The following is a 16,553-nucleotide window of genomic DNA, read 5'->3' as shown; positions in this document are numbered from 1 at the left end:
CAGCAGAGGCCATATTAGGCTCTCTAACCAAGAGCTGAAGGGCTGAACCTGTCACGAGTGGATAGTTGACCACTCTCTGATGTGTACGAGCAGAAGCCTCCCCGGAGGGCTCTCGATAACTGTATGGCGGGCCGGAAGCCCAAAGACTGTCGAAGCGCTCAGAGCACACAGGCGAGCGAATTCAGCGGAACGAAGCTCAGCCCGATAATGGGGGACAGGAACCGCCGTGGTACGGATCCGTTTGCCCGGTGGTGTGAGAGGACGGGGGAGGCGACTCCCCCTCCTACTCGATCTCGTGTTAAGTCCGCGAACTTGCATGCGTGCTAATGGTCTCTACCCTGCTAGGAGCGTGACTTACCATTTTGATGCAGGAGGCAGCGATGCTATCTCGTTTTTATACCCTCACCGACCACCCCACCGGCCTACCTAAGCGCGAGCTATTTTCCTTAGAGAGCCAGGAGCTTCCCGACCTAGATGAAGGCGAAGTACGCATTCGCAATCACTGGCTCTCGGTAGACCCCTACATGCGTGGCCGGATGAGCGGCGTGCACACCTACGTAGCGCCCTTTCAGCTTGGAAAGCCAATGGAAGGCGGCGCGATTGGCGAAGTCATCGCCTCTAACCACCCCAACTTGAAAGTGGGCGATAAAGTGAGCCACATGGGCGGCTGGCGCGATATCGCACAGCTGCCGGGAGATAGTGTCACCGCTCTTCCAGATCACAACGTGCCAGACCAAGCCTACCTAGGCGTTCTGGGCATGCCCGGCATGACCGCCTGGACAGGCCTTAACCTAATAGCCGAGTGCAAACCGGGCGATAACGTTTTGGTGAGTGCCGCCAGCGGCGCGGTGGGGTCTCTGGTGGTGCAGCTGGCAAAAGCAAAAGGCTGCCATGTCGTGGGTATCGCAGGTGCTGCGCATAAGCTTGCTTGGCTGGAGTCGCTAGGCGTTGAACCGGTCAGCTACCGTGACCGCAGCGCGCAAGAGTTAAGCGATGCCATTAAACTCGCCAGCCCCAACGGCATCGACGTCTATTTTGAGAACGTAGGCGGTATCTGTTTGGAAGCGGCACTCAGCCAACTTAACGAAGGCGCACGCATTGCCGTCTGCGGGATGATTGATGGCTACAATGCGGAAACCCCAGCCCCAGGGCCAAGTAACCTGTCGCAGTTGGTGGCACGTAAAGCCAAAATGCAGGGCTTTATTGTCGCCGACCACTGGGCCAGCTATGGCTACTTCTTAAATGAAGTCGCTCCTCAGGTGGCTGATGGCAAGCTGGACTATAAAGAGACGATCAAAGAAGGACTTGAAAGCACGCCAGACGCCTTTTTAGCGCTGTTTGAAGGCGGCAATACCGGCAAAATGCTGGTGAAGCTATCTGATTAAGCACCAGGCTGCTGTTAACGAGGTTACGCTAGGTTAAATCTGACACCTTTCCCAGCTTATCTATCTGAGCCGCGCTATGGTGAATAGCGCGGCTTTTTTGTCGATAGAAATAATTAGCCAGCAAAGTGTTAGACCAAAAGCGAATTGATTATTAAAATCACAGCTAATCAATGTGTGTTTTAACCCATCGGCGCTGCCGATGGGTTAGGGCACGTTGTGGAGCCGCTGCTTTGATGTTTATCAAAGCAGCATCAACTTGTTGTCAATAGGGGTTTACCTCATGGATGAACACACGCGTGATCGTGGCAAATGGCCAGCCTTGCTGCTGGGTTTGCTGCTAGCGATAGCTGGCGTAGCACTTGCCGTAGGTGGCGGCCAACTGCTTATGCTGGGCGGTAGTGCTTACTACTTAATTGCTGGGGTCGCCGTGGTGGTGGCCGGGCTGCTGCTGGCCTTGCGCAAAGGGGCGGCACTTTGGCTGTACGCCCTCATTTTGTTTGCCACCCTGGTGTGGGCGCTTTGGGAAGTAGGCCTAGACTGGTGGCAACTGGTACCTAGGGTCGCCATTCCCTGCCTAATCGGCATCATCATGCTGCTGCCGTGGTGGCGCAAACCACTCAACTCGCGCGGTGGCAGTCTCGCCCTTATGGCCAGCATTGGCGCCGCTATCATCGTCGCCATCGCCAGCCAGTTTAGCTACCCAGGCACCATTGAGGGCAGCATCGAGTCTGCCAATAACACCGAGGCGGTCAACCCGGCCCAGGTCGCGGGCGACGACTGGCCTGCCTACGGTGGTAGCAATGCTGGCACCCACTACTCGTCACTCGACCAAATCACGCCCGAGAACGTTGGCGAATTGGAAGAAGTGTGGCGCATTCAAACCGGCGATGAACCCGGCCCCAATGCCCCGCCGGAAATCACCAACCAGAATACGCCGCTGAAAGTCAACGACAGCCTATATATCTGCACCTCGCATAGCCGTGCCATGGCGCTGTCACCGGAAACCGGCGAAACCCTTTGGGAGTTTGATCCCAATATCAGCACCATGGGCGCAGACGATTTCTCCGGTTGGGCCCACATGACCTGCCGCGGCCTCGCCTACTATGATGCTGCTAACTACGATTCTTCTAACGACGAAGCCTCGAACGACGACGCTGAAAATACAGACAGCAGCGCTAACGATGGCACGACGCCTGCGGAAAACGGCGCGGCCGCCGCTCGCGTGCTGTTTGATGACGGCAGCCAGTTCGACCTGGACCTGGCCTTCCTGCTCTTCATCAGCGGCCTAGGCGATAACCCAGCGTCTGAGGACGGCGGTGAAGCGGCCATGCTCAGCGCCACGGACGTAATGTGCCCGCGCAGGCTCTACTTGCCCACTGCCGATGCCCGCCTGATTGCGCTGAATGCCGATACCGGCGAGCGCTGCGAAAGCTTTGGCAACAACGGCGAAGTGGATCTCACCAATAACATTGGCGAGTTCTCCCCTGGCGGCTACTACTCCACCTCTCCGGCCACGGTGACGGAAGACCTGATCATTTTGGGCGGCCACGTCACCGACAACAGCTCCATCGACGAACCGTCCGGCGTGATTCGTGCCTTCGACGTGCATACCGGCGAGCTGGTGTGGAACTGGGACAGTGGCAACCCAGACGACACCGCCCCACTCAAAGAGGGTGAAACCTATACCCGCGGCTCTCCCAACGTGTGGGCACCCATCAGCGTCGATGAAGAATTGGGGCTCGTGTATCTGCCCACGGGCAATGCCACGCCGGACCAGTACGGCGCTGACCGCTCTGAAAACGATGAAACCTACAGCGCAGGGCTCGTAGCGCTGAATTTGGACGACGGCCAAGTGGCCTGGGTCTACCAGTTCGTTCACCACGACCTGTGGGATATGGACACCCCGGCTCAGCCGGTTCTGATCGACCTAGCAACTGAAAACGGCACCCAGCCAGCCGTCATTCAGCCCACCAAGCAGGGCAGCCTCTACGTGCTCAACCGGGAAACCGGCGCGCCCATCGTGCCGATCGAAGAAGTGCCCGCACCGCAGGGGGCCATTGAAGGCGACTGGACCGCAGAGACGCAGCCGCGTTCGGCGCTGAACCTGCTGCCACCACCGCTCACCGAGCGAGATATGTGGGGCGCGTCACCGTTCGATCAGATGATGTGTCGCATCCAGTTCCGCTCGCTGCGCTACGAAGGCCAGTACACGCCGCCCTCCTTGGAAGGCAGCATCGTCTACCCGGGTAATGTGGGGGTAATGAACTGGGGTGGCGTTGCGGTCGACCCTGAACGCCAGGCGCTATTTACCGGTGCGAAGTACCTCGCGTTTGTTTCTACGCTGGTGCCCCGTGATCAAGTGGAAGAGGGCCAAGGCTCCGCCAGTGAACAAGGCCTACAGCCTAACGAAGGCGCACCCTATGCGGTAGAACTAGGCCCGCTGCTTTCCGTGCTGGGCTTACCCTGCCAAGCGCCCTCCTGGGGCGATGTGGCAGGTATCGACCTGCAAGCGTCGGAAGTGGTGTGGAAACATCGCAACGGTACCACCCGCGACAGCATGCCCTTTGGCCTGCCGATTGGGTTGAACGTCGGCGTTCCTGCGCTGGGCGGCCCGCTGACCACCGCTGGCGGCGTCTCTTTCTTGAGCGGCACGCTGGACCAGTACTTACGCGGCTACGACATCACCACGGGTGAAGAGCTCTACAAAGCGCGCTTACCCGCCGGTGGTCAGGCCACGCCGATGACCTATACCGGCGCCGACGGCCGCCAGTACGTGGTGGTGACGGCCGGTGGTCACGGTACCTTTGGCACCAAGATGGGTGACTACGTGATTGGCTACGCGTTACCGGAGTAACCGCTAGCTCTACGGAGTCAGCTAGTGCTGGTGGGAGGGAGCTTCAGCTCGCGACTGGTGGCTTAGCCAAGGCGCCTGACGGCGCCATTCGCCCGCTAAAGCGGCCTCCCACAGCAGACTTACCAAGCGTAACTGATAGATCAATACTTTAACTGACTGATATGGCGGCCATAGGCCGCCCTTTTTGCATCTGGCGCTACCTGAACCCTGAGTCAGCCTTAAGCATAGCCAGCGTTAAAAACTCAGCTCGACACCACCATAAACGCTGCGCCCTGGTGCGGGTTCGTAAAAGCGTCCAAAGGTGCCGTTCAAGCGCACATTGGAGTAGTGCTCTTCATCCAGCAGGTTACGCAGGCCCACATAGGCGCTTAGCCGGGTCTGTTGGCTCAGTTGCCAGCCGTCGCCCACCCGTAGGTTCACCAGCCAGTAGCTATCCACCGACGTCTCGTTGGCGTTATCGGCCACCAAGTCACCGACGTATTCGGTCTCTAACGTGGCGAAGCGCTCGTCAAGGTTCTCCCACGTTAGCTGGTTCACCCAGGTTTGTTCCGGCAGGCCGGGAATGCGGTTGCCATCGAAGCGTTCAGAAGGAGTGGCAAACTCGTCGAACTCGTAGCGCGCCAGGGTCAGCGCACTGTCCAAGCGCCACTGGTCGGCCAACTGCCACCCCAGCGCCAGCTCGACACCATCACGGTTGGTATCCCCGGCGTTCTGGTAGAACGTACGGCCGCCTTCGTCGTAGGGTACCAGCTCATCGCGCACGCGGACGGAGAAGAGCGCGACATCGTAATCCAGCGCCAGCGGCTCGATGTAACCACGCAGCCCCACTTCACGGTTCCAGGCTTTTTGCGGCTCTACGCTGGGGTTGAAGCCACCGCCAGCGGGGTTGGCAAACTCAGAGAACGTCGGCGTCTCGAAGGCCGTGCCGGTATTGATATACGCTTGGTGCTGCGGGCGATAGCGGTAGCTCAGCCCGGCAGAGCCGCTCCATTCGTTAAAGGTGCGCTGGCCACTCTGGTCGCCATCGGCGGCAAAATCGTCGTCGACATCAAGTGCCACCCGGTCAAACCGTGCGCCCAATGAGAGCGAAAGCTGCTCTGACAGCGCTAAGTCCCCCTGGGCAAACACACCAGTGGAAGTCGCGGTTTGGGTTTCATCCGCGAGCGGCTCGCCCACCGCCCCTTGGGGATTCACATCGTTGCGGAAGCGGTCATCTTTCTGGCGTACGGCATCCACCCCCACGATGTAATTCAGCGGCAGGTTGCCTAGCGTTACCTCGTGGTGATACTCGGCGCTAGCGCCCATGTAATCGCGCTGATAGCCCAGGCGGCTGCTGCCCACAAACGGTAGCTGTTGCTCAAAATCCCTCTGAGCGATAAAGCCTTTCAGGTACAGCTCACCCTCCCCTGCAGACAAATCCTCGTATTGCAGGCCGATCAACTGCTGGTCGACGGTTTGACCAGCATCTAGCGCCAGCGAGTTCGGTGCGGCTTGGTCGCGCCCTTCGGCCACCTCGCGGGCGTTGAGCGCGCCGGGGTCTTCCGAGCGGGGGTTATCCAGCAAGTTGATGATGGCGGTGAGTGCCCGATCGCTGCCCAGCTCACGGCGCAGCTTGGCATTGAGCAGATACTTCTCGGTGGAACTCTGCTCCCGGTAGCCATCTACGTTCAGCGCAGTGAGGCTGATATGGTGCGACCAATCCCCCTGCACGCCGCCATTTTGCAGCGCCATTTTCTGGTAGCCATCGCTACCGGCGCCCATACGCAGCCGAGTGCCGGGGTTGTCGCGCCCATCGGCGGTGGTAATGTCGATCACGCCACCCGCCGCGTTGCCGTAGAGCACCGAGGACGGCCCACGAATGACCTCAATGCGCTCAGCGCTATCCAAATCAATCGCATCTAGCTGGGCCTGCCCATCCGGCAGCGTGTAAGGAATACCGTCCACCATCACCGTAATGCCACGCACCCCAAACGGTGCGCGGGCACCAAAGCCGCGAATCGAAATACGCTGCCCCTGGGCAAAATTATCGCGGTTCTGCAGGAAAACGCCCGGCACCCGGTTGAGCGACTCATCCAAACGCACCCGCTGCTGGCCTTGGGCAATGGCGTCTTGCTCTATCGTCGAGACCGCAGCAGGCGTGGCGTAAATCTCACGCGCCAAGCGCGGTGCGCTGACTTCTACAGTGGGCAGTACGGCTTCTGTATCGGTTTGTGCCCATACGGGGGCGGAAAAAGCGGTGCTGAGTAACAATAATGAAGGAGGGAGATAGCGAGTCATGGCATCCTTTCCAATGAAAAACCCCAATGAATCATCAGTGAGCGCTCAACGTTATGACGTTCATCGGGGAACGGCTACGTAAAATGGTAGTGGTATGATGGAGTGACTAATTAGCCAAGTGTAGGGATTAGTTCTACACTGGCGGCTGGGCAACATTATACTAACGGTGTAAGCAAAGGAGGCTACATGGCGTTTACCGCGACTGACCCGATCAAGATGATTTTTGCGGTTATCTTTCCCCCGCTAGGGGTGTTTTTTGAGGTCGGTTTCAAAGGACACTTTTGGCTCAACATCCTGCTGACGCTCTTTGGCTTCATTCCAGGCATCATTCACGCCTTCTACGTCATATTGAAGCACTAGCCTCTCTCATTGCGTAATCTCTCATTGCGTCATTAGTTTAACAAACGCCGCCTTGCATTGCGCAAGGCGGCGTTTGTTAAACTCTGGTTGAAACGGCTTAGGCGCTGACTAATACGCTGCCAAAGGGTCCATCACCGGCGTTGAGCGCCTCTTCTGCTAGCGCCACGGCGCGTTCTAAGTAGCGATACTCATGATCGTAAACCATGCTGCCCCCCCCTATCGTCTGAATACGGATTAGCCGTTCTCCACCGCGTGGCCGCCTTCTTCATCAGGCGCTTCAGCCAGCGTATGCCCTTCACTTCGGGCAATCACGGTCGTGCCGACCAAGTCTCCCGTGACATTCAGCGCCGTTGCCCCCATACCTACCAGGGCATCAATGGCGGTGAGTAGCGCCACGGTTTCGATGGGCAGGCCTACTTGGGCAAACACGGTGGCGATCATGATGATGCCCGCCCCTGGCACCCCGGCCGTGCCTACCGTGACCAGCGTGCCGATCAGCACGATCTGCACCATGCTCATCAAATCCAGAGGAGCGCCAATCACGTTGGCGGCAAACACCGCTGAAATGGCAATACGGATGGCGGCACCGTCCATATTGAGCGTTGCTCCCAGGGGCAGGCTAAAGCCATAAATGCTTTTCGGGATGCCTAAACGCTGCGCGGCGTTAATCGTAACAGGCAGCGTGCCGGAGCTGCTTTGGGTTGCAAACGCGGTGGCCATCGGCGTGCGCGCCTCACCAAAAAAGCTGCGTAACTTCACGCCAAACAGCAGCATCACCGCGCAGTAGATCAACAGCTGTGCGCCGAGCGCGATGTACAGCACCATCACCATGTCACCCAGCGAAAGAAGCGTTTCCATCCCCTGCTGGCTCACCGTTTCAGCAACAATGGCAAAGACGCCAATGGGCACAAAATGCAGCACCCCCGACATCACCTTCAGGGTCACCTCGTTTAACCCTTCAATAACTTGATAAAGCTGCTCGCCAAGCGCGTGCTGCTGCTCAGATTGGCGCATTTTCAACAGCGCAATCCCGAACACCAGCGCGGTAAAGATGATGCCCAGCATATTGAGCTCGGCAAAAGCGGCCACGATATTGCCCGGCACGATATTGAGCAGCGCATCGACCACACCGGGATTCTCGGGTACCGAGAAGCTCGCGCTGTCGTTGAGCGTCATGCCGCTGCCTGGGCTAAATAGCGTTGCCACGGTTAAGCCCACCACAATGGCGAATGCAGAAGAGGCCAAATAGTAAATAAACACTTTGCCGCCAACGCGCCCTGCGCTTCCTTCCCGAGACTGATTCACCCCTACCATGAGCGTAAACAGAACAATCGGTACGATGAGGAAAGTCAGGAGACGTAGCAGTAAATCACCCAGCGGTGCCAGCCAAACGGCCACCCAGTCACCGCCCACAATACCCACCAGAACACCCATCACCAGCGCGATGGTGACGCGCAAAATGAGCGACGCTTGAAGGTAGCGCTTCCATAAATATGTCATTGAATGCCCTGTTGGTTTAAATCAGGTTGGTATAAATCAATGGAAAACCACGTCATGTTGCATCATCGCGGGTTGCCAAACCAGCGTGGCGTTTGCTTGAGCTCCATTACGCCGACTAAATAGCTTAGCATGGAGTCTCCCGCCACTTTAGCTAGGATAGACGGCGTGCCCCTGCTCAACACTATTGACTGGAGCCATCATGAATACGATCAACGCTAAAAGACGATAGCACCTGGAAAATGGGTTGGAAGTAGCGAACCTACCACTCGCTGCCCTATGAAAATAAATGCAGAAAGGCTTTGACCTAGGCTAAGAAGCATGACACTGTAGCGTCAGTTGGTTAGCAAGCAGCATGGTTTCAGAAGTGTACGATCTTTTTCGGCAGCCTGATATTGTATTCCTTGTTTCACCCGCTACTTCATCTGGGTAATACCAGGAACTTTATTACGGCGCTTTAGCGCAAAGGATCTACACAATGGCAACTGGCACAGTTAAATGGTTTAACGACACCAAAGGCTTCGGTTTCATCGCTCCTTCTGACGGTGGCGACGACCTGTTTGCACACTTCTCTGAAATTCAGTCTGACGGCTTCAAAACCCTTCAGGAAGGCGCTAACGTCTCTTTTGACGTTACCCAGGGTAAAAAAGGCCTTCAGGCTTCTAACATCAAGCAAATCTCCTAAGTCCTATCTTTCTAGATAGCACTGAAAAGTTTGCTAGAACCCTCACCCATTAGGTGAACGGTTCAAACAGAAAGGCCCGCCTCGGCGGGCCTTTTTGCGTTTGGGTATTAAATCCTCTCCCATACGATTAGTTGAGCATCAATAGTCAGCGTTAGCTGCTCCAAGTTAGCTGCTCGCTCGCGCCCCTCCGCACTGGCACGATACAAATGCGGCGTCATGGTCAGCAAATCGCGGATAACGTCTGCCCCTTCTAATGAAATAGCGTAGCGAATCTGCTCGGAAGCTCGGTGGGCAAACCCTTCCGGTACATCAGGCGCTTTCTCACGTGCAGGTTTTAAGGTGGGATAAATAATTTCCCGCAGCTCGCGCAGGTGCTCCGGCCCCGCTTCTACTTGAAGCAGTTGCCCGCCCGGCTTAAGTACACGTGCAAACTCACCGTATACCGGAAAGCCAAACATACACAGCACGCTATCCAGCGTTGCTGACTGCACCGGCAATTGGGCGTTACTGCCCACAACCCAACGACTTATGGGAGCCCGCTTATCGTCTTGCTTCGCCGCCGACTGCACCGCCCATTTCGAGATATCCAACCCCATCAGTGACAGCGCCTGCGACTCGGTCATGTATTGGGACAGTTGGCGCAGGTAGTAACCCTCGCCACAGCCTGCATCCAGGCAGCTGTACGTTTCTGCCTGCTCACAGTGGCGCATCACCGCCTGGCTAAGCGCCTTTGCTATAGGCGCATAGTCACCCGCCGCCAAAAAGCGCTGGCGTGCGGCCACCATGGCTTTGCTGTCGCCGGGATCGGTGGAGCGCTTTTGCTGCACGGGCAGCAGGTTCACGTACCCTTGCTTGGCCACATCGAAACTATGGTTTGAGGCACACCGCCACGTGCCACCTTCCAACTGGAGCGGTTCGCCGTCTAATGGGCAGGCCAGGGCCTGAAAAGGGGTACGATTCATCGGAAGTTTCTCGTGACGGCTTTTTCTGGTGTGAATAGACGGGCAATATGCTGACACATCATCGATGGGCATCAGGCATCTAAACATTAACGATACCGGAAAGCCCATATAACTCAACTTGAACGGTGAGCGTTGCAACACTCACCCCGTTTGCCGACAGTGCGTTAACTTTCGGCGACTAAGGCGACATACCATGCAACCTTTGCTGCGCATCGCGGGTGCTTGGCCCTACTTGATGGCCATCTTTCTCAATGCCTTCGTAGATCTCGGGCACAAAATCGTCATTCAGAATACGATTTTCAAAAGCTACGATGGCGCGACCCAGGTCGTGCTTACCGCTCTGGTGAATGGGCTAATTCTGCTGCCGTTTATTCTCCTCTTCAGCCCGGCAGGCCATATTGCCGACAGCACTCCCAAAGTACGTGTGCTAAGGCTCTCCGCCTGGGCGGCGGTGGCGGTATCGCTGGGGATCACGGCCGCTTATTATCAAGGCTGGTTCTGGCTCGCCTTTGCGATGACGCTACTATTGGCCATTCAGTCGGCGTTCTACTCGCCTGCTAAATACGGCCTGGTAAAAGGGCTGTTTGGTAAGCCCCGGCTAGCCGAAGCCAACGGGCTAGTGCAGGCGGTTACCATTGGTGCGATCCTGGCCGGCACGGTAGCGTTTACCGCCCTGTTTGAACACTGGGTCACCCCCAGCGCCAGTACGCCAAGCGACCTACTGCGCCATATCGCTCCGCTGGGCTGGCTACTGGTGCTTAACAGCGGCCTTCAGGTCGTCGCCCTCTATCGGCTCAAACTGGATGAAGCACAGCCTGCGGCTACCCCGCTCACCTGGGCACGCTACCGCAGCGGCACTGCGCTAAAAAACAATCTGAGTATTCTTGCCCACCAGCCGGTGCTGCGGCTCTCCATCATTGGGTTGGCGACGTTCTGGTCGGTGGGGCAAGTGCTGCTAGCCGCTTTTCCCGCCTATGCCAAAGAGGCGCTCAGCATTGAGAACACGCTGGTGCTGCAAGCCATTCTCGCCGCCAGCGGTATCGGCATTGCTCTCGGCTCGCTGTTAGCCAGCAAGCTCTCCCGCAACCGTATTGAAACCGGGTTAATTCCGCTGGGTGCTGTCGGGGTCGCCGTCGGACTTTGGTGCCTTCCTCTCCTCACCACGCCCACCAGCCAAGCGCTCAACTTTGTGTTCATCGGCATGATGGGCGGGCTATTTATCGTGCCGCTCAACGCGTTGATCCAGTTTCATGCGGCGGATCACGAGCTAGGCACCGTGCTGGCCGCCAATAACTGGATCCAAAACCTTTCGATGCTGGGCTTTTTGGTGCTCACCGCGCTGTTCGCGCTGGCGGGGGTCGATAGCCACTACCTGCTGCTGTTGGTCGCCAGCGTGGCGATGGTGGGCGGCGGCTACACCATTTCCAAACTGCCCCAGAGCTTAGTGCGCTTTATTCTCAGCTTCCTGATTACCCGCCGTTACCGCGTAGACGTTCACGGGCTGGAAAACCTGCCCGCCCAAGGCGGCGTGCTGCTGCTGGGCAACCACATTAGTTGGGTAGACTGGGCGATGGTGCAAATTGCTAGCCCGCGCCCGGTGCGCTTTGTGATGCTGAAAAACATCTACCAGCGCTGGTACCTACGCTGGTTCTTTAAAGCGCTGGGCTGCATTCCCATTGAGCGCGGCGCAGGGGCCGAGAACGCGCTGGCCGCCGTGGCCGAGCAGCTCAACGCAGGGGAAGTGGTTTGCCTGTTTCCCGAAGGAGCGATTAGCCGCAACGGCCAGTTGGGCGAGCTGCGCCGAGGCTACGAGCGCGCCTGCAAACACGCCCACCCAGACGTGCGCATCGTGCCGTTTTACCTGCGTGGCCTGTGGGGCAGCCAATTCTCCCGCTCGTCTAGTAAACTCAAAGAGCTACGCAATGCGCCGCTGCACCGCTCTGTGGTAGTCGCCTTTGGTAAACCGCTGCCCAAAGACACCCCCGCCGACGTACTCAAACGGCGTATCTTCGAGCAGGCGACCCACTCGTGGCAACACGCCATGGAGGAGCTGCCTTCGCTGCCTGAGGCCTGGATCAACAGTGTCAAACGCAGCCCAAGCGCCCCAGCGTTGGCCGACGCCTTGGGTCGCCCACTCAACGCAGGCCAAGCGCTCACCGCTAGCCTGCTGCTCGCCAAGCGCTTTCGCCACCGTAGCCTCAACGAAGCGACGCTTGGCCTTTTGCTGCCTACCAGCACTGCTGGGGTACTGGCCAATATGGCCACGCTGCTCGCGGGTAAAACGCTGGTGAACTTGAACTACACCGCCAGCCAAGCGTCCCTTGCCTCTGCGCTGCAGCAAGCCGATATTCGCACCGTCGTCACCGCGCGCCGCTTTGTGGAAAAGCTGAGCCAGCGGGGGCTGGCAGTAGAATCGCTGCTGGAAGGTAAGCAGGTGATCTATTTGGAAGATCTACAGGCGGGGATCTCCCGGTTTGAGCGCGTCAGTACGTTTCTTGCCGTGCGCCTGCTGCCCGCTTGGTTGTTACAAGCGCTGTTCTGCTATGGACGGAATGCGGACGCCACGGCGGCCATTCTGTTCTCCAGCGGCAGCGAAGGGCAGCCTAAGGGTGTGATGCTGAGCCACCGCAACCTGATGGCGAATATCAAGCAGACCTCCGACGTGCTCAATACCCAGCACGACGATGTGGTCATGGCCTCGCTGCCGCTCTTTCACGCGTTCGGTTTTACCGTCACCCAGCTACTGCCATTGATCGAAGGGCTGCCGATGGCCAGTCACGCCGACCCCACCGATGCCCCAGGCGTCGCCAACGCGGTGGCCAAGCATAAAGCCACCATTATGTTCGGCACCTCCAGCATGCTGCGCCTGTTCAACCGCAGCCCAAAGGTACAGCCCGCCATGTTGGCAAGCCTACGTGTTGTGGTGGCCGGTGCCGAGAAACTGGATGACAGCGTACGTGAAGGGTTTGCGCAAAAATTCGGTAAGGCGATTTATGAAGGTTACGGCGCGACAGAAACCGCCCCCGTAGCGGCCGTTAACCTACCCGACGCCGTCGGCGTTCACTACCAGCAGGTTCAAAAAGGCAATAAGCCCGGCACCGTGGGTATGCCGCTCCCCGGCACCAGCATTAAGGTCGTCGATCCAGAGAGCTTCGAGGAGCTACCCACCAACGAGCCAGGCATGATTGTGATTAGCGGGCCGCAGGTGATGCAGGGCTATCTCAACGACCCCCAGCGCACCGAACAGGTCCTCAAAAGCTTCGACGGCCAGCGCTGGTACGTTACCGGCGATAAAGGGTTTATCGATGAAGATGGATTTTTAACACTGATCGACCGCTACGCCCGTTTTGCCAAAATCGGCGGCGAAATGGTCAGCCTCAGCGCCGTCGAAGCCGCGGTCAGAGCGGTTGTCGACGACCCCAACATACCGCTGATGGCCGTCAGCCTGCCCGATGCAAACAAAGGCGAGCGCATCGTCCTACTGAGCGAAGCAGCGCTGGACGCCCAAACGCTCAAAACCGCCCTGCGCAGCCACGGTACGCCCGCGTTAATGATTCCCAGCGACTGGCTCACCGTGGAAGAGATACCTCGTCTAGGGTCAGGAAAAGCAGACTTTGCTGGCGCGAAACGGCTTGCCGAAGCGCAGCTGGCGGCTGAATCATCTTAGTAAAAAGGGCAGCGGCATGGCCGCTGCCCTTTCTGGCGAACTTACTCAGCACCGCCGTCCGGTGCGTCACTTGAGTCGTTTGACTCACCGGTTTGTCCCGTCGCACCTTTCTGTTGGCCGCTTGATTGTCTAGCATGCTCCCCACGCGCAATATCATGATGGCTAATCACCACCACGTCGCGGGGCCACCACTCGGGATGTTCGTCGCGGATATAGGCCATCAGCTTCTCACGCACGTTCATCTCAGCGGTCCAGCCCGCTAGCGGGTCCGAGGTCATTAAGTAGCAGGTGACCGTTTGTGCGTAGGAAGTTTGGCCTGTGACGTAGCAGAGCAGCTTATGGTGCTCAATCACGCACTCTTCTTCCTTAGCGAATTCTAAAAACTTCTCACGCACCTGAGAGATATCCGCGCTGAGGTGCAGGGTTAGCTCCATGAAGCGGTACATTTTGGTGCTTTTCACCGAGAGGTTTTCTAACGGTTTGGACGTAAAGTACGTGACCGGCACGATCAACCGCCGCTCATCCCAAGAACGCAGCCGAATGAAGGTGTAGAAAATCCCTTCCACATAGCACCACTGCCCTTCGAAGATCACCAAATCGCCAATGCGGATGGGCTTGGCCAGTGAGAGTTGGAACGACGACAGAATATTGCCCAGCACCGTCTGCCCCGCGATACCGACCAGCACGGCCAACACACTGGCCGAGGCCAGAATGGACAGGCCCAACGATTCGAACAGCTGGATTTGCCCCAGCACATACACCGAAACCGCCACCACGGTGATCAAGATAATCACCCGGCGTAGGGCGTAGAGTGAGGTCAGCAGCCGTCGTTTGTCTTTGGGTTTGGTGTCGTCGATTTCCCCCACCAAGCGGCGAGTCATGCGTAGCATGATGGTATCGACCAACCGCAGCGCAATAGTGCCTGCCCCCCAGGCCATGATCGCGATCAGTAGCACCCTAAACGTCGTGGTCGCTACCGCTGAAAACGACACCACGTAATCCAGCAGCATCTGGGTGAACAATGACACCACAATGAACGCGACGGGCACGCCAATTTGATCAGCAAAAATGGTCGAGAGCCCGGAGGGCAGAATGCGCGCGATCAAACTGACAAGGTAATACGTTGCCACTCCCACTAAGCCAATCGTGATCAGAAAAATAGGGATCGCCAGCCACTCCCAGATTTTCAGCACGCCAAACGACGCTTTGAAGCGTTCGGGAATATAGCTTTCCAGCATGGAGGGGCCATACTCCTCATACAGTGCGGGAATCGACGACACGCTTTCCGGCATAATCAACCATACGGGGTCTTCCTCGCCAACACGGTAGCGGCCTAAGCGCACATCATAGGCTTGGCCTTCTACCTGCAACGCAGCCAGTTCAATGTTGCGCCGTGGCTCGCCAGCCAAAGGGTTTTGGCCAGACGGATCCTCAATAGCAGCGTCTTGGCGGCCAGGCAAATTAGAAGCGTTCAGCCACTCGCCGCGCCTTAGCACTTCCGCCAGCTGTTTGGCCAGCTCGGCTCCCCGCGTTGACTGCTCGCTAGGATCAACGTCTGCTAGGTTCAACAAATGCGCCGCATCGGCGTAATTTTCCTCTTCGGTGAAGTTTAAAAAGCTGCGGATCGTTTCCCGTGGCGACATACGCTTCGCCTCTTCGGGAACTTCACCCAACCCTGTGTTGATCGCATCCATGGTGAACCAACGCGGGTTCTCGCTCTCATCGCCTTGCGTTTGCGCCATGCCAACGCTAGAGAACAGTAGCGTGACGACCAGCACACCCCAAACGGGCCACGAGCTGTAATTTTTCATACTTGCCTTATTCAGTAAAAGTGAGCCAATACCCGCCATCAACCAACAGCTTGTGCCGCCCGCCCATTTAAATCAGTGGGCTATCCGTGTCGATGGTTGGTCAAAGTACAGACCACGTTACCTTATCCGGCAAGCAATCGTGGCTATAGCGCTTGGTGGCGTAAGGCGAAGGCAAGAAATGGCCGCTTAGTTTTTCACTCAGTTTTCCAAATTTCCTAGGCGATTAAACGCGTCGTCATACAGCGCGGTGAGCAACAGCTCGTCGATGGCATGAGCCACTCCATGGACGACATGAGCATGGAGAACGATCACATGGACTCCACCGACAGCATGAAAGAGTAACGCCCCTTTCGAGAGCCAGGAAGCTATGACGCGAAACGTACTGATCATCGAGGATAACCCAGGTATCGGCGAGCTGGTTCGTATGCACGTGGCCGAGCTGGACAGAGTGCTGAGGCTGGAAATGGAAGCAGAAGACTATCTCACGAAGCCATTCAGCGTGGCAGAGCTTTCCGTCCGGGTAAAAGCGCTGTTTCGGCGAGTGGATGCTATGGCGTCCGCCTCGCTTGAAAAATCAGGGCGTATCTTTCTGCCTACGTCTACCGGCTCATTCACCGTGTAAAGCCTGAGCCGAGAGCGCTAAGCGTGGATCGGGTAGGGGCCGGGGTCACCCCCGGCGCCCTCCCACACCACCGGGCATACGGTTCCGTACCACGGCGGTTCCTGTCATCCACTATTGGACTGAGCTTCGTTCCGCTGAATCCGCCCGCCTGTGTGCTCTGAGCGCTTCGACAGTCGTTGGGCTTCCGGCCCGCCACACAGTTATCGAGAGCCCTCCGGGGAGGCTTCTGCTCGTACACATCAGAAAGCGGTCAACTATCCGCTCGTGACAGGTTCAGCCCTTCAGCTCTTGGTTAAAGAGCCTACTATGACCTCTGCTGACTCCTGTTCGCCCATCCCGACACCTCACGGTGTCGGTAGCCAATGGCAGGCGAACAGGCCTCCCAGGGTAAGGCGCGCGACCTTCCTCCCATCTACCCGCCGCATCTACTTCC

General features: G+C 57.6%; 10 protein-coding genes. 6 read left to right on the top strand and 4 right to left on the bottom strand.

The window, feature by feature from the left end:
* Positions 1–380: 380 nt before the first annotated feature.
* Positions 381–1,385, top strand: coding sequence for an NADP-dependent oxidoreductase (locus BMY49_RS15380; protein WP_062361357.1), 1,005 nt, complete (start codon positions 381–383; stop codon positions 1,383–1,385).
* A gap of 280 nt (positions 1,386–1,665) precedes the next feature.
* The gene (locus BMY49_RS15375) at positions 1,666–4,239 is read left to right on the top strand and encodes a glucose/quinate/shikimate family membrane-bound PQQ-dependent dehydrogenase (protein ID WP_089675962.1); all 2,574 of its coding nucleotides are present in this window, start codon (positions 1,666–1,668) and stop codon (positions 4,237–4,239) included.
* A 234-nt stretch (positions 4,240–4,473) separates the two neighbouring features.
* Here BMY49_RS15375 and BMY49_RS15370 read toward each other — a convergent pair whose 3' ends face one another.
* Positions 4,474–6,516 (bottom strand): TonB-dependent receptor family protein, encoded by a 2,043-nt coding sequence (locus BMY49_RS15370; RefSeq protein ID WP_089675961.1) that lies wholly within the window; start codon positions 6,514–6,516, stop codon positions 4,474–4,476.
* A 186-nt stretch (positions 6,517–6,702) separates the two neighbouring features.
* Between BMY49_RS15370 and BMY49_RS15365 the strand changes: the two genes are divergently transcribed.
* Complete coding sequence (locus tag BMY49_RS15365) at positions 6,703–6,876, top strand: YqaE/Pmp3 family membrane protein (protein WP_044629799.1); 174 nt, start codon at positions 6,703–6,705, stop codon at positions 6,874–6,876.
* Positions 6,877–7,110: 234 nt separating this feature from the next.
* Here the strand turns inward: BMY49_RS15365 and BMY49_RS15355 are convergent, their stop codons facing one another.
* Positions 7,111–8,376: a dicarboxylate/amino acid:cation symporter gene (locus BMY49_RS15355; protein ID WP_044629800.1), complete on the bottom strand. Its 1,266-nt coding sequence runs from the start codon at positions 8,374–8,376 to the stop codon at positions 7,111–7,113.
* A gap of 475 nt (positions 8,377–8,851) precedes the next feature.
* Between BMY49_RS15355 and BMY49_RS15350 the strand changes: the two genes are divergently transcribed.
* The gene (locus tag BMY49_RS15350) at positions 8,852–9,058 is read left to right on the top strand and encodes a cold-shock protein (protein ID WP_009095703.1); all 207 of its coding nucleotides are present in this window, start codon (positions 8,852–8,854) and stop codon (positions 9,056–9,058) included.
* A gap of 107 nt (positions 9,059–9,165) precedes the next feature.
* Here BMY49_RS15350 and BMY49_RS15345 read toward each other — a convergent pair whose 3' ends face one another.
* Positions 9,166–10,020, bottom strand: coding sequence for a putative RNA methyltransferase (locus BMY49_RS15345; protein ID WP_074210971.1), 855 nt, complete (start codon positions 10,018–10,020; stop codon positions 9,166–9,168).
* Between the two features lie 193 nt (positions 10,021–10,213).
* Here BMY49_RS15345 and BMY49_RS15340 point away from each other — a divergent pair, with 193 nt between their 5' ends.
* The gene (locus tag BMY49_RS15340) at positions 10,214–13,687 is read left to right on the top strand and encodes an acyl-[ACP]--phospholipid O-acyltransferase (RefSeq protein WP_089675960.1); all 3,474 of its coding nucleotides are present in this window, start codon (positions 10,214–10,216) and stop codon (positions 13,685–13,687) included.
* 41 nt (positions 13,688–13,728) lie between these two features.
* Here the strand turns inward: BMY49_RS15340 and BMY49_RS15335 are convergent, their stop codons facing one another.
* Positions 13,729–15,498, bottom strand: coding sequence for a mechanosensitive ion channel family protein (locus tag BMY49_RS15335; protein ID WP_089675963.1), 1,770 nt, complete (start codon positions 15,496–15,498; stop codon positions 13,729–13,731).
* Between the two features lie 367 nt (positions 15,499–15,865).
* Between BMY49_RS15335 and BMY49_RS18065 the strand changes: the two genes are divergently transcribed.
* Entirely contained in the window at positions 15,866–16,120 is a 255-nt protein-coding gene (locus tag BMY49_RS18065; RefSeq protein WP_276325996.1) for a response regulator, read from the top strand.
* Positions 16,121–16,553 lie beyond the last annotated feature (433 nt).

The organism is Vreelandella aquamarina (assembly GCF_900110265.1).
Taxonomy (GTDB): Bacteria; Pseudomonadota; Gammaproteobacteria; order Pseudomonadales; family Halomonadaceae; genus Vreelandella; species Vreelandella aquamarina.
The sequence above is the reverse complement of the archived record's forward strand: the minus strand, read 5'-3'. Positions and strand labels throughout refer to the sequence as shown.

Bases quoted from the DNA above. Each gene is read 5' to 3' on its own strand.
- BMY49_RS15380 (WP_062361357.1), top strand. From the start codon at position 381: ATGCTATCTCGTTTTTATACCCTCACCGACCACCCCACCGGCCTACCT.
- BMY49_RS15375 (WP_089675962.1), top strand. From the start codon at position 1,666: ATGGATGAACACACGCGTGATCGTGGCAAATGGCCAGCCTTGCTGCTG.
- BMY49_RS15370 (WP_089675961.1), bottom strand. From the start codon at position 6,516: ATGACTCGCTATCTCCCTCCTTCATTATTGTTACTCAGCACCGCTTTT.
- BMY49_RS15365 (WP_044629799.1), top strand. From the start codon at position 6,703: ATGGCGTTTACCGCGACTGACCCGATCAAGATGATTTTTGCGGTTATC.
- BMY49_RS15355 (WP_044629800.1), bottom strand. From the start codon at position 8,376: ATGACATATTTATGGAAGCGCTACCTTCAAGCGTCGCTCATTTTGCGC.
- BMY49_RS15350 (WP_009095703.1), top strand. From the start codon at position 8,852: ATGGCAACTGGCACAGTTAAATGGTTTAACGACACCAAAGGCTTCGGT.
- BMY49_RS15345 (WP_074210971.1), bottom strand. From the start codon at position 10,020: ATGAATCGTACCCCTTTTCAGGCCCTGGCCTGCCCATTAGACGGCGAA.
- BMY49_RS15340 (WP_089675960.1), top strand. From the start codon at position 10,214: ATGCAACCTTTGCTGCGCATCGCGGGTGCTTGGCCCTACTTGATGGCC.
- BMY49_RS15335 (WP_089675963.1), bottom strand. From the start codon at position 15,498: ATGAAAAATTACAGCTCGTGGCCCGTTTGGGGTGTGCTGGTCGTCACG.
- BMY49_RS18065 (WP_276325996.1), top strand. From the start codon at position 15,866: ATGACGCGAAACGTACTGATCATCGAGGATAACCCAGGTATCGGCGAG.